The 12,416-nt window shown below is 47.5% G+C and carries 15 protein-coding genes; 12 read left to right on the forward strand and 3 right to left on the reverse strand.

The features are described 5' to 3' along the window. Positions 1-4: 4 nt before the first annotated feature. The 3 genes from QW520_04070 to QW520_04080 all read left to right on the forward strand — a co-directional run bounded on the left by QW520_04070 (position 5) and on the right by QW520_04080 (position 1,656). Entirely contained in the window at positions 5-238 is a 234-nt protein-coding gene (locus QW520_04070) for a KEOPS complex subunit Pcc1 (GenBank protein MEM0448979.1), read from the forward strand. Beyond that, positions 239-607, forward strand: a complete 369-nt coding sequence (locus QW520_04075) for a prefoldin subunit beta (GenBank protein MEM0448980.1) — start codon at positions 239-241, stop codon at positions 605-607. It begins immediately after the preceding gene. Positions 608-708: 101 nt separating this feature from the next. Further along, on the forward strand, positions 709-1,656 hold the full coding sequence (locus QW520_04080) for a DHH family phosphoesterase (GenBank protein ID MEM0448981.1): 948 nt from the start codon (positions 709-711) through the stop codon (positions 1,654-1,656). Between the two features lie 5 nt (positions 1,657-1,661). Here QW520_04080 and QW520_04085 read toward each other — a convergent pair whose 3' ends face one another. Beyond that, positions 1,662-2,702 carry a tyrosine--tRNA ligase gene (locus QW520_04085; GenBank protein ID MEM0448982.1) on the reverse strand — a complete coding sequence of 347 codons (1,041 nt, stop codon included), beginning with the start codon at positions 2,700-2,702 and terminating at the stop codon, positions 1,662-1,664. A gap of 352 nt (positions 2,703-3,054) precedes the next feature. Between QW520_04085 and glnA the strand changes: the two genes are divergently transcribed. Next, positions 3,055-4,554 carry a type I glutamate--ammonia ligase gene (gene glnA, locus QW520_04090; protein MEM0448983.1) on the forward strand — a complete coding sequence of 500 codons (1,500 nt, stop codon included), beginning with the start codon at positions 3,055-3,057 and terminating at the stop codon, positions 4,552-4,554. A 92-nt stretch (positions 4,555-4,646) separates the two neighbouring features. Here the strand turns inward: glnA and QW520_04095 are convergent, their stop codons facing one another. Beyond that, positions 4,647-6,002: an FAD-dependent oxidoreductase gene (locus QW520_04095; protein ID MEM0448984.1), complete on the reverse strand. Its 1,356-nt coding sequence runs from the start codon at positions 6,000-6,002 to the stop codon at positions 4,647-4,649. 741 nt (positions 6,003-6,743) lie between these two features. Here QW520_04095 and QW520_04100 point away from each other — a divergent pair. Both QW520_04100 and QW520_04105 read left to right on the forward strand, forming a co-directional pair. After that, positions 6,744-7,748 (forward strand): archaeosine biosynthesis radical SAM protein RaSEA, encoded by a 1,005-nt coding sequence (locus tag QW520_04100; protein MEM0448985.1) that lies wholly within the window; start codon positions 6,744-6,746, stop codon positions 7,746-7,748. Positions 7,749-7,803: 55 nt separating this feature from the next. After that, on the forward strand, positions 7,804-8,124 hold the full coding sequence (locus QW520_04105) for a DUF5611 family protein (protein MEM0448986.1): 321 nt from the start codon (positions 7,804-7,806) through the stop codon (positions 8,122-8,124). A 399-nt stretch (positions 8,125-8,523) separates the two neighbouring features. Here the strand turns inward: QW520_04105 and QW520_04110 are convergent, their stop codons facing one another. Next, a complete protein-coding gene (locus tag QW520_04110; GenBank protein ID MEM0448987.1) occupies positions 8,524-8,676 on the reverse strand; it encodes a hypothetical protein in 153 nt (50 codons plus the stop codon). 42 nt (positions 8,677-8,718) lie between these two features. On the opposite strand from QW520_04110, the gene QW520_04115 reads away from it, so the two are divergent. The 6 genes from QW520_04115 to QW520_04140 are packed head-to-tail and all read left to right on the forward strand — an operon-like array spanning position 8,719 to position 12,415. Then, positions 8,719-9,717: a 50S ribosomal protein L3 gene (locus QW520_04115; GenBank protein MEM0448988.1), complete on the forward strand. Its 999-nt coding sequence runs from the start codon at positions 8,719-8,721 to the stop codon at positions 9,715-9,717. A 3-nt stretch (positions 9,718-9,720) separates the two neighbouring features. Further along, positions 9,721-10,488 (forward strand): 50S ribosomal protein L4, encoded by a 768-nt coding sequence (gene rpl4p, locus QW520_04120; GenBank protein MEM0448989.1) that lies wholly within the window; start codon positions 9,721-9,723, stop codon positions 10,486-10,488. After that, entirely contained in the window at positions 10,485-10,775 is a 291-nt protein-coding gene (locus tag QW520_04125) for a 50S ribosomal protein L23 (GenBank protein MEM0448990.1), read from the forward strand. The genes rpl4p and QW520_04125 overlap by 4 nt, the downstream gene beginning before the upstream one ends. Positions 10,776-10,785: 10 nt before the next feature. Continuing rightward, on the forward strand, positions 10,786-11,487 hold the full coding sequence (locus tag QW520_04130; GenBank protein ID MEM0448991.1) for a 50S ribosomal protein L2: 702 nt from the start codon (positions 10,786-10,788) through the stop codon (positions 11,485-11,487). A 5-nt stretch (positions 11,488-11,492) separates the two neighbouring features. Beyond that, entirely contained in the window at positions 11,493-11,957 is a 465-nt protein-coding gene (locus QW520_04135) for a 30S ribosomal protein S19 (protein MEM0448992.1), read from the forward strand. 11 nt (positions 11,958-11,968) lie between these two features. Beyond that, positions 11,969-12,415, forward strand: a complete 447-nt coding sequence (locus QW520_04140) for a 50S ribosomal protein L22 (GenBank protein ID MEM0448993.1) — start codon at positions 11,969-11,971, stop codon at positions 12,413-12,415. Position 12,416: the final 1 nt, after the last annotated feature.

A 12,416-nucleotide genomic window follows, 5' to 3' on the forward strand; every position in this document is an offset into this window, starting at 1 on the left:
GCCTTTGCCTACTGCTACCTTGGTCGTATCGGGAAAGTGCGCTCCCACAATTTTCGGCGCCATTTCCCCGGAAGCAGGAAGAGAGATACCCCGTACCAAGACCAAGGTCTGGTTGGAAAATGAAAATATGGTGCTGGAGATAGAGGCGAAGGACCTCTCAGCCCTCAGGGCCGCATTGAATTCATACCTCAGGTGGATTAAGATCGCTGACGATGTTAATGGTATGGCAGGTGTTTGAATGAATGAAATATCCCCCAAACTACAGAACCAGATTGCGCAGTTCCAGCAACTTCAGCAGCAGCTGCAATCAGTTCTCCAGCAGAAGTTTCGCATGGAGGCGCAGCTCAGGGAAATCCAGATGACTATAGAAGAATTGGGAAAAACAGGCGAGGATGCGACAATATATAAAAATGTGGGCTCCTTGCTTATAAAGGCTAGAGATAAGGCCTCCGTACTGAAAGATGTGGAAGAGGACAAGGAGACATTGGAGATCAGAATCAAAGCCTTAGATCGACAGGAGAAGGCTCTCCGTGAAAAATATAATTCTATGCAAGAGCAGATCTCTAAAGCCCTCGGTCAAGCTGGCGGGCCTAGCGCTGAGAATTAAAGGCTGGGCCTAAATCTTTTTATTTATCGACCCAACGAAGAATATGCTCTTCTTCTAGAATCTCGAAACGTCCTTATATTTTCCTTCCTTCTCAACATCCCATGCTCAAGGACATCGGGTTGCAATTGATGCACGGTCGCAAGCTAGTGCTGGTCCATGGGAATGCTGACCCTGACGCTCTGGGCAGTGCTTACGCACTCTATTCAGCCTTTCCGGATGTCACTGTGGTCGCGCCTGACGGGTTGGACCGAGTTTCAAAGCTTATCGCGGAAAAGCTTTCCTTCATGCCAGAAAATAAGGTTGAAATCAGCCATTTCGACAAGATTGTGGTCCTTGATACCTCTTCACCTGACCAATTGGCTCCTTTTCAGGATCTGCCTGACGATTGCATCGTCCTTGACCACCATGCAAGAAACGAACGTTGGAATCGTCACCTCTATTATTGCGATGAGAGCAAGCGCTCTTGCGCCGAGATAGTCTATGATCTGCTCAAGGTATGCAATCTGAAGCTAAGCCGAAATGCCAGCTTAGCTTTGCTAGCGGGTATGCTGACCGACAGTGGGCATTTCAAGTTCGCCACTCCTGCACTCCTTTCGGTTTTCGCGGAGATAATGGAATCAAGCGGTATAGAGATGGATGAGATCTATGACCTGGTGGACCTGGAACAGGATATCTCAGAGCGCATTGCGCAGCTTAAAGGCGCACAGAGGTTGCGATTCGAACGCGTAGGAGATAAATTGGTGGCCATGTCGCTGGGTAGCGCATTTGAGTCCTCAGTTTGCAAATCTCTGCTTACGATAGGAGCGGATGTGGCTTTTGTCGGCTCTCAAAGAGGGGAGCAGTTCAGAGTGAGTGCGAGAGCAAAGCCTGACCTTGTTCGCCAAGGAATGCACTTGGGAAAGATGCTGGAAGATATCGGAATCGAGACCACGGGGGATGGTGGGGGGCACGGTGGTGCCGCTGGTCTTATCGGGCAGGGTGATGTTGAGGCTATTTTGAATATATGTGTCTCACGCACCGTGGAATTCCTGAGAACCATTTATCGATGAGTATCTTAGGCCATCGCATCTATTAGCGCCTTAAGATTGCTCGGGTTATTTTGGAAATACCTTCTCACAGGCGCAAGTGCATCGATCAGTGCCTCTGCTACTCCGTTTTTCAAGTCCATAGGATGCAGCTTTCCCTCACGATAGGTGTCTTCCAATTCACGATATGAGCTGAATTCTAATTTGCCCCCGAACTTGACTGGCCTTTCGATGCTAAGAGAACCTTTCCGGGGAAAAATTACCATCTTAGCCATATCCAAAATGGGGTTCCCTTCGATCTCCTGAGGGCAAAAGGCTTTGGATATCTTCCGCCTTATTTCCTCTGGACTATCGTGAATCAGTATGCCAGAATCAGGATCGCTTTTTGACATCTTTCCTGCCGCGGGATCCATTCTATTCGCCCCCTTCAGCCCAGGGAGCAAAGGGGTGTGCAGGGCAATGGGCTTCTTCCACTTCAATTTGTCCGCTGCATCTCTTGCCAACATGTGAGCCCGGCGCTGATCCATGCCAGCGTAAGCGAGGTCCAAATCCATGGCGAAGATATCAGCGGCTTGCATGAGAGGATAGAGCAGCTTCGAAGAGTCTACCTCCGCCTCATCCTCCGTTCTTCCCATGATTGTCATAGCACGTTTGACTCGCATAAGGGATGACACTTTCCCTATGTTTATGAGCTTCTCCCAATAACTAATATCATTCATTATGACAGAAGCGAACTGGAATTTGACGCGATCTCGGGGAACTCCCAGAGCCTCAAAGCAATCCTGCATATAGTTAGCGCATAGTCTTATCTTCTCTATATTGCCTCCCAGCTTATCATTGATGTAAGCATGCCAGTCCGCGAAGAAAATGGTCATGTCGAAGCCCGCCTCTATCAGATCTACAATTTTGCTGGCACAGACCATCCAACCTGCGTGAACTAAGCCTGATGGTTCGAAGCCGATATAGGCACGAGGATGGTTATTGGAAGACAATAGACTCCTGAGTTCATCTGGCGTTACTATTTCCTCACTATTGCGAATTACCAGTTCATAGCGCGCCTCAATGTCCATGCTATCACCCGAGGATTAGGCCCAGCTTATTTTAATGTTAGTTTCTGCAGCAGACTTCAACCCTTTTCCCTTTTTGGAGCACGAGTATAGATTCTCGAAGGATTATATATTCCTAAAAGACTCAAAATGGCCAGACAATTCTGCGATCTAACCTTAGCTCTATCTGGCCATCTTATGATACGGATAATGTACATGATAATTTGATTCCTTCTTTACATTCGTCTATTAATTTAGAAAATATTACAATATTCATCTAAAAAAGAAAGTTTTAATTAGCAATATGTATATTATGCCGGCTAGAAGGGATACTACCCTCGAAAAAGAAAAAATCTTAAAAATAGGGAGATGAAAAATGATGGCAACATCAGAAGGAGATGCTCTAAAAGCATCAGGCCTTTCCTCGAAAAAGGTCAGAAAAGCCAGTGAACCTTATGAAAATGTCATGGAAATGGTGACATCGGGCAAGGTCAAGATGGTGGATTTCAAATTCATCGATCTTCCAGGAACCCTGCAACATGTCAGTATTCCAGCTAGCAAGCTTACTGTAGAAAAATTCACTGAGGGGCACGGGTTTGATGGTTCGAGCATTCGCGGTTTTTCGGCTATAAATGAGAGCGATATGCTATTGCTGCCTGATCCACAAACGGCTGTAGTGGACCCAGTGTATAAAGTCCCAACGCTTTCTATGATTTGCAATGTGGTAGATCCTGTAACCCGTGAAAGATTCGATCGCGATCCCCGTTTCGTTGCCAGCAAAGCAGAGAATTATCTAAAGGAGACCGGTATAGCAGATACCGCTTATTTCGGGCCAGAGCTTGAGTTCTTCGTATTTGATTCCGTTCGCTTTGATCAGAATCAACACTATGGTTACTACTACATAGACTCAGATGAAGGCATTTGGAATTCTGGTCGTAGCTCTGATAATGGAAATGGCCCTAACCTCGGGCATAGACCGAGAAATAAAGAAGGATATTTCCCGGCCCCACCAGTTGATACACTGCAGGATTTCCGCTCTGAATGTGTAATGAGGCTGATGGAAGCCGGAATCGAGTGCGAAGTGCACCATCATGAGGTGGCCACAGCCGGTCAGGGCGAGATAGGGATGCGCTTTCAGACGCTGACAAAAATGGCTGATCAGGTAATGATGTACAAATACATCTTGAAGAACGTGGCCAGAGAGAAGGGGAAGACCATAACCTTCATGCCCAAACCGCTATTCGGTGACAACGGCACAGGTATGCATGTGCATCAGAGCCTATCACTCAAGGATGAGAATATCTTCTTCGATGAGAATGGATATGCTCTCCTCTCAGAGACTGCATTGTATTATATTGGAGGTCTTTTGGAGCACTCCCCCGCCCTTCTTGCCCTGACCTCACCCTCGACCAATTCATATCGAAGGCTGGTACCAGGCTATGAGGCACCGGTTAATCTAGTGTATTCGATGAGGAATCGATCCGCAGCCATCCGCATACCAGTGTATTCCAGGAGTAAGAAAGCAAAGAGGATAGAGTATAGACCGCCTGACTGTACATGTAACCCCTATCTCGCCTTTTCGGCCATGCTCATGGCTGGAATAGATGGAATAAAGCGGAAGATCCATCCAGGAGAACCATACGACATGGACTTATTCGATCTTGACAGTGAGGAGGCCAAGAAGATAAAGCAAGTGCCAGGGAGTCTGGATAAGGCTCTGGATGCTTTGGAATCGGATCATGATTTCTTGCTGAGAGGAGGCGTATTCTCTAAGGGACTGATAGAAACATGGATAGACTATAAGAGGCGAAAAGAAAACGATGCAATAAGACTGAGACCTCATCCCTACGAGTTCTTCCTTTACTTCGATGCCTAATGCACGAAATGGAAGAACAACGAGCCGTCTATGAGTTGGACGCTCGTTGGGGGAGGGGGTGCTCCCTGCCCCTCCCCCTAAACCTCTTTCCTTCAGTCTTTCAATCGAGACAGAAGTTCATCAATGGCTTGATTCACTACATCCTTTACCATGGAGGTGGGCGGGCAATAGGCATTTTCGAAGGCATTGCTGAATTCCTCAACGGTCACTCCCTTGATGATGGCTGCAGTGAGCCAATTGATTCTGCCTGTAGCTTCTTCTCCGCTCAATATCTGAGCCCCAATCAGCTTGTGAGTTGAAGCATCAGCTATCACTTTGACTATTAATTCCTTCCCATCGGGATAGTATCGTGCTCTGGTGAGGCCTTTAGCTAAGCCTTCCACCACCCTGATGCCATAATATTCTGCCAGAGCTTTAGAAAGGCCAGTTCCAGCGACCTGGACCTCTCCCAAATAGCTGACCCATGCCGATGCCACGCCTGGATATGTCGCATACCCACCGGCAGCATTGATTCCAGCCACTTCGCCTTGACGGACCGCGCTAGAACCCAGCTGACTCATTGTAGGTCCAGGCGCCACTGCGCTCTCACATTGGATGATGTCCCCTGCTAAATACACATCACTCACCATTCGCCCCTTCCGATAGGGTTGTAATGTTGCAGACACTCGCACACCGCCCAATGGACCAATATCTAAGCCTATCATGTTAGGAATCTCGAGGTTAGCTCTTATCCCTGTTGCCATTATTACCATCTGGCATGGGTAATTCTCTGCTCCTGCTACCACCGCTTCCACCTTTTCCTTGCCCTTTATGGCCTTAATAGGGGCGTTCAGCACGAAGTTTATACCCAAAGACTCGAGCTTGGATTGCAGCATGTTAGCCATGTCTTGGTCCATTATCCGCGGTACCACTTGTGGGAGCATCTCTACCACTGTAACCTCTTTTCCGGTCTTGCGCATGGCGACAGCCATTTCTAAACCTATGACACCTGCGCCAGCAATCACTACCGAGCGCACTTTAGGAAGCATTTCTTTTATTCCCTTGCCATCTGAAATAGTTCTTACAGAGAATACGCCTTTGAGGTCGATCCCCTCAACGGGAGGCAGAAAAACAGTTCCACCAGTCGCGATAACTATGCTGTCAAAATCATATGACCGCCCTTCACTCGTGGTCAAGGTTTTTTTATCCACATCTAAAGCAATGACTTTGACTTTCGTGCGCACATCGATTTTTCTTCGTTCTTTATAGAACTCTGGAGTGTGCATCACGAGGGAATCAAAATCTTTTATCCTGCCCTCGATCACATAAGGTATGGCGCATGGCGAATAAGCAATAAATTCGTCCATGGTGAATACAGTTATCTCCGCCGTGGGATCGTGCCTCCTCGCGGCTGAGGCCGCAGTTAATCCTGCCGCTCCTGACCCTATTACCACAATTTTCCTCGCCATGCTGCGAACCTTCCACGGCCGATTCACCAAAAGGCCATATAAAGATTTGCGGTCTATGACTGAATCCAGAGTTATTATGTTTTCGATGGGTTCTCACTCTTTACTTCTACTGCGACCATCAACCGGATAAATAACAAAGATGTAATCATGATGTTGGCTATTGTCTTAAGTCTTCACACGAGAATTTATGTTTTTATAAAATTTATATATTATAAAATTTAAATGTAAATGTTTTGCATTCATTCTTCATAAAAACTTCACCCCTACCATCCTACCATCCTGATCCATCTTCTGAAGCTTGAAATCGATAAAATTTTGATATTAGTTAGATCCATAAGCATTTAAGGGTTGGATTATGAACTTTGAACAAGTTTTCTTTGCATATCAAAGAACGATAAACTTCATTTCAGAACCTTTACATTTTAATCATTTGATGAAATCAAATGGATAGTTCGATTACATAAGCCTGGCTTTCTTCAAGATAGCTCTAAATTATGAAGATCATTTGCAGATTAATTCCTAGTTCAGCTTTAACCATAAAATAAATTGCTACAAGAAAAGGTCGGATACCAGTAAACGCTTTTTAAATGTTTTCTGATTGGAGGAAATTGTTTGCTTAAAATGGAAAGGAAAATGGTACTGAACGAATCGCGTTTTAACATGCTTGAACGATTATGAAGCAGGAACACTTGAGGGATGATTTATCTATGAGAGACTCCTGCAACTTAATTAGGCATTAATATGGAATCGCGAGACCGTAAGCAAACTCCCCAAGCCATCTGGAAAGAGGAAGATATGATCAGTGGTCGGAAGGTCCGCACCATGGTACTTATACTTAGAACGGTAGGTTGCTGGTGGTCGCAAAAGAAGGGGTGCCTCATGTGTGGTTATAACCAAGCAACGAGTGAAAAGGGAATCGGAACTAAGGAACTCATGAGCCAATTGGAGGTCGCAATGGAGTCCTACGATGGGGAGGAAATGGTCAAGGTCTATACATCGGGCAGCTTTCTTGACGAGCGCGAGGTGCCTGCTGATGTGAGAGAAAGGCTGTTCAATGCATTCCCCTCATGCCAAAATTTTCTCATAGAGAGTAGACCTGAGTTTGTTACTGAAAAGGCCTTATCCTCGTTACCCAGAGACAGAATGGAGATTGCCATTGGCCTGGAGAGCAGTAGTGATGAGATCCTGCACAATTGCATAAATAAGGGATTCGGTGTGAAGGATTATGAAAGAGCGGCCAAACTTATCCGTCAAATGGGCATGAGACTCCGTACCTATTTACTCCTGAAACCTCCATACCTTACCGAGCTCCAGGCCTTGGATGATGCAATCTCATCCATAAGATTCGCGTCGTCGTATTCCGAAAACATCTCTCTCAATCCCGTAAATGTGCAGAAAGAAACGCATGTTGAATCCTTGTTCCGCCGCGGAGACTATCGACCTCCTTGGCTTTGGTCGGTAGTGGAGGTCTTGAAACGAGGAAAGGAGGGGTGTGATTCCAGAGTTTTTTCCATACCTAGCGGCGCTGGTACCCCCCGAGGCGCCCACAATTGTTTTCGGTGCGACCCTGATGTTATTTCAGCTTTACACCAGTTTTCATTTTCCCAAGATATAAGTGTCTTTCAGGGGCTTTCATGTGATTGTCAGAGGATTTGGAAAGCCCAGCTTGAACTTCAGAATTTCATGAGAACTTCAGTGGACATAGATAAATATCTTTCCGATGACCTAGGATTTAATCAGGCTTAACCCCAATCGATTTTAAATTATTGTTCTGATTTAAGGTTCCCTCAGAAGGGATTTTATGGAATATGAGATTAGAAAGGGTCATTATCAAAAAATTGAGGGGCAAGGACTGAAAGAAGTGATGAAAAGAGCCTTCGGCAATGTTAAGGAAGAAGATGGCAAATTGGTGTCTTCTTATGGAGCTATTATTAGGGTGGAAGCTAAACTAGTCAGCAAGACAGCCCTCGAAGTTACTTCCCAGACCGACAAGAACGCATCTGAGGATGTCCAGGTTGACACCATCAAGCATTGGAACATGTTCCTTGAAGAGGCTACCGGTTATACGGCAAAAGAAAGATTAAAGCGCCTACAAAAGAAAGCCAAAGAAGGAAAGCTCTGAAATAAATTTATATATTAAAATAATTAATTTAAAAATTCAGTCCTTATAGTATATTTCGAAAGGATGAGCGATTAGTCATGCACCTATACCAGACATGCTGGTTTGTGTCAGACAAGAGAATCAAATTGATTGGCTATACGAGCTTTCGATGACATTAAAATCAAAGAGCCCGAAAACAGTTTGTGGAAGATACTTTTACACCTGGAATGCGAGTGAATGTTTATTAAGATTCACTTGGGATATTGGCTAATAATGTATGTGAGGAAAAAAGATAAAATCGAGTTTCATCGAAGGAATGGTCGAACGGCCATCTTTTTATGGAAAGTTACCTTGATGTTAAGAGCCAGACATGTATATGGTAATGCTTTTCCCCACCGAATAGATTAAATATGGAAACCCTTATGCGACATTGCTCAACGCGCTGAGGACGTTCGACCAGACTCCATGGGCAATGCGGAAGCAACCCTCTACTTCCTGCCAACCATTCTGGCAGGCTGAAACGGTGTCACGGTCGAAGGTTCGAACAAATGCACTCTTGCATGCGTTAGCCAATTAGAGAGTGTGCTCTCTCGCAAATTGCGCAGAGGGGGAACCATGCCAAACAAAAGACGTCCTAAGAAAGGATCACAAGGGTATTCGCCTCGAGTTAGGGCGAAACGCCAAGTACCCAGATTGGAGGCTTGGCCAGAGATTAGCGAAGGCCCTAAGGTGCAGGGTTTCGCCGGCTACAAGGCTGGTATGACCCATGCTTTCATAACAGACTTCCGTTCCCAGAGCACTACTGCTGGTCAGGAAATAAAAATACCAGTGACAGTGCTTGAAGTGCCACCAATGAAAGTGGCAGCGGTTAGAGTCTACGAAAATACGCGCTATGGCCTGAGGACTGCTGGGGAAGTTTGGACTTCCAGTGTCGATGAGACTTTAGCTCGACTGCTGCCCATCCCAAAGCAGGTTAATGCCGAAGAGGCATGGACCAAATTAAAGAATGTGGACATTGAAGATGTCCGCATCCTTGCATATACACAGCCAAAATTGGTCAAAGGGGTGCCGAAGAAAAAGCCTGAACTTATGGAGCTGCGGATTGGCGGTGGCAACATGGAGGCTAGGTTAGAGTATGCTAAATCCATACTGGGCAAAGAGATAACCATAAACGACTTTGCCAAGGATGGGGGAATGATTGATGTCGCCGCGATCACGAAAGGTAAAGGCTTCCAAGGCGCCATCAAAAGATGGGGCCTAAAGCTTCTTCATCACAAGAACAGTAAACACCGACGCATGATTGGGACATTGGCCCCCAAGCGACCGGGTTATGTAAGACCTACCGTTCCTCAAGCAGGTCAGATGGGATACCATCAGCGCACAGAGTTGAACAAGAGGATTATTAAGATTGGTGAAAAAGGAGAGGAAGTCACTCCCAAGGGAGGATTCCTCCATTATGGGCAGGTGGTGAATTCGTACGTACTCATTCACGGTTCTGTGCCAGGACCAGCCAAGCGATTGGTTCGCCTGCGTGATCCAGTAAGAAAGAGTCCTCCCTTGAAAGAGGCTCCGAACATCGTATACATCTCCACAGAGAGCAAGCAGGGGGCATAAGGAATGAAAAAGAATGTCAATGTGTACTCATTGAAAGGTGAGGTCGTAGGGAAAGAGGAGTTGCCCTCTGTCTTCTCAACCGCTCACCGCCCAGATGTCATAAGGAAGGCAGTGATCGCTGAAGAATCGAACCGCCGGCAACCATATGGTTCTAAATTTGAGGCGGGGATGAGGCACGCTGTATCCACATGGGGTAAGGGAAGGGGTGTAGCCCGTGTGCAGCGCTTGAGCCAAGGGGCAAGAGCGGCAGAGTCGCCTAACAACGTGGGAGGTAGAAGGGCCTTCCCACCCAAGCCTGAGAGGTCATGGAAGTTGAAAGTGAATAAGAAAGAAAAGGCTTTGGCCAGAAAATCAGCCCTTGCCGCTATGGCAGATATAAAGATGGTCCAGGCAAGAGGGCATCAAGTCAAAGAGGAGATAACACTACCAGTAGTATTCGAGGATGCAGTGGAGCAGTTAGATAGCACCGCGGAGGTCATCTCTGCCTTTGCATCTGTCGGCCTCCACGATGATTTGGTCCGGGCCAAGGACAGCAAGAAGGTCCGCCCTGGCAGGGGAAAAATGCGCGGAAGGCGCTATAAGGCGGCACGATCAGTTTTAATAGTAGTGACGGACAAGAATGCTCCCCTGTACAGAAGCGCTAGGAACCTGCCTGGAGTTGAAGTGGTTGCTCCTGGGGAATTGAGCACGGGTATCTTGGCCCCAGGGGGAGCGGCGGGGAGATTGGCAGTCTTTTCACAATCCGCCCTTAAGAAGTTAGGAGAGTGGTGAGCGTGTCGAAACTAGATGAGATACTATTACATCCCTATGTTACAGAGAAGACCATGAATCAGATGACGGGCACGCCCACCCAGAATTTCAAAGACGGAAATAGACTGGAGTTCATCGTCAAACGCGATGCCACCAAAGCAGAGATTAAAGCGGCTTTTGAAAGAAGGTTCGAGGTCAAGGTAGAGAAGGTCTGGACAAAGATAGACAAGGAAGGGAAGCATGCGATCATCAAACTGGCAGAAGGTTACTCTGCCGAAGATATCGGCATGAGGATAGGAGTGTTCTGAGGTGGGATGAATGGGGAAACAACTCAGACAGCAAAGACGGGGTCGAGGAGGACCAGTATATAGATCTCCCAGTCATAGGCACCTGGGTGCCGTTGGGCACCCTGAGGGTGATAACGTCATAGGTAAGATAATCGACATCGTGCACGCTCCAGGTCGCTCTGGTCCCTTGGCTAAGGTGCAATTCGCAAATTGTGTACAGCATATACTCGCCGCAGAAGGGATGATGGTAGGACAGGAAATCGTGATAGGAGGCAACGCACCGATAGCATCAGGCAATGTTCTGCCCTTGGCCTCCCTACCGGAAGGGACGTTGGTGCACAATATAGAAGCTAGGCCAGGCGATGGGGGTAAGTTCGTCAGGACGTCTGGTAGTGCAGCCACTCTGGTCAGTCGTGGCGAGAAGGTTATAGTGCTCATGCCTAGCGGAGAGTTCAAGAGTTTCGACCCTCGGTGCCGCGCATCCATCGGCACTGTTGCGGGAGGAGGGCATACAGAAAAGCCTTTCGGCAAGGCAGGTAACAAATTCCATGCCTATCGTTCGCGTGCTAAAGCCTATTTCAAAGTAAAAGGCATCGCGATGAACGCGGTCAACCATCCTCATGGAGGTGGAGGGCATCCCCATGTTGGCAAACCGAGCACAGTAGGAAGGAATGCCCCTCCAGGAAGGAAGGTAGGCCGGCTCTCGCCTAAGAAGAGGAAGAAGGAGAAGTGAACCTGATGGCTGAGGAAAAACCGCTGACAGGAACCAAGGCCTCGAGAAGGAAGCAAAGAAAGAAGAAGGGCGCGATCCAAGCCAGGCGAAAGAAGGAATTCACCTATCGTGGATATACCTTGGACGAGCTCCTGGAAATGCCTTTTGAAGAGGTCCTGGGGCTCATGCCGTCACGTGTCCGCCGCACCTTCAACAGAGGCTTGAACGAGGAACAGAAGGTGACGTTCGATAAAATCGTGGCAGCTGAATCTGAGGTGGTGCGCACCCATCGTCGCGATATCCCCATTGTTCCTGCATTCGTGGGCAAGAAAGTTGCCGTACACAACGGCAAGGAGTTCAAGGAATTCGAGATCAAACCCGAGATGATTGGGCACTACCTAGGAGAGTTCGCCATGACTCGCAAGCCAGTCACCCACAGTGGCCCTGGTGTTGGTGCTACTAGATCCTCGAAGTTCCTGCCACTCAAGTGAGGTGTTGAAATATGGCAGGGTATACTCAACAAACGGACCCCGACAAAACGGCGCGCGCGATTGGCAAGGAAATGCCTATCTCTCCCAAAGACTCGCGCGAGATATGCCGGATGATCCGTGGTAAGAACGTCACAGTGGCAATTTCTATGCTTGAAGAAGTAGAAGCTCTGAAAAGACCGGTTCCAATGGCCCGTTACAAAAAAGGGATCGCTCATAAAAAGGGGGTAGGGCCGGGGCGGTTCCCAAAAAAAGCAGCGAGAGCCATTCGCAAGGTGTTGGAGGACGCCAAGGCTAACGCTGAGTACAAAGGACTCGATGCGGACAATATGCGGATACGGGTAGTAGCGGCACATCTCGGCCGAACTATACCCGGATACATGCCAAGGGCCTACGGACGGAGCAGCCCCTGGAATCAGCAGACGGTAAACATCGAGGTGATTCTTGAGGAGGTCGAGTGAT

It is taken from the genome of Methanomassiliicoccales archaeon, assembly GCA_038740345.1.
Lineage (GTDB): Archaea > Thermoplasmatota > Thermoplasmata > Methanomassiliicoccales > UBA472 > JAJRAN01.

Excerpts from the sequence above, each read along its gene's own strand:
- QW520_04105 (MEM0448986.1), top strand. The coding sequence starts at position 7,804 with ATGGAATATGAGATTAGAAAGGGTCATTATCAAAAAATTGAGGGGCAA.
- QW520_04135 (MEM0448992.1), top strand. The coding sequence starts at position 11,493 with ATGGCTGAGGAAAAACCGCTGACAGGAACCAAGGCCTCGAGAAGGAAG.
- rpl4p (MEM0448989.1), top strand. The coding sequence starts at position 9,721 with ATGAAAAAGAATGTCAATGTGTACTCATTGAAAGGTGAGGTCGTAGGG.
- QW520_04115 (MEM0448988.1), top strand. The coding sequence starts at position 8,719 with ATGCCAAACAAAAGACGTCCTAAGAAAGGATCACAAGGGTATTCGCCT.
- QW520_04095 (MEM0448984.1), bottom strand. The coding sequence starts at position 6,002 with ATGGCGAGGAAAATTGTGGTAATAGGGTCAGGAGCGGCAGGATTAACT.
- QW520_04075 (MEM0448980.1), top strand. The coding sequence starts at position 239 with ATGAATGAAATATCCCCCAAACTACAGAACCAGATTGCGCAGTTCCAG.
- QW520_04140 (MEM0448993.1), top strand. The coding sequence starts at position 11,969 with ATGGCAGGGTATACTCAACAAACGGACCCCGACAAAACGGCGCGCGCG.
- glnA (MEM0448983.1), top strand. The coding sequence starts at position 3,055 with ATGATGGCAACATCAGAAGGAGATGCTCTAAAAGCATCAGGCCTTTCC.
- QW520_04085 (MEM0448982.1), bottom strand. The coding sequence starts at position 2,702 with ATGGACATTGAGGCGCGCTATGAACTGGTAATTCGCAATAGTGAGGAA.
- QW520_04100 (MEM0448985.1), top strand. The coding sequence starts at position 6,744 with ATGGAATCGCGAGACCGTAAGCAAACTCCCCAAGCCATCTGGAAAGAG.
- QW520_04130 (MEM0448991.1), top strand. The coding sequence starts at position 10,786 with ATGGGGAAACAACTCAGACAGCAAAGACGGGGTCGAGGAGGACCAGTA.
- QW520_04080 (MEM0448981.1), top strand. The coding sequence starts at position 709 with ATGCTCAAGGACATCGGGTTGCAATTGATGCACGGTCGCAAGCTAGTG.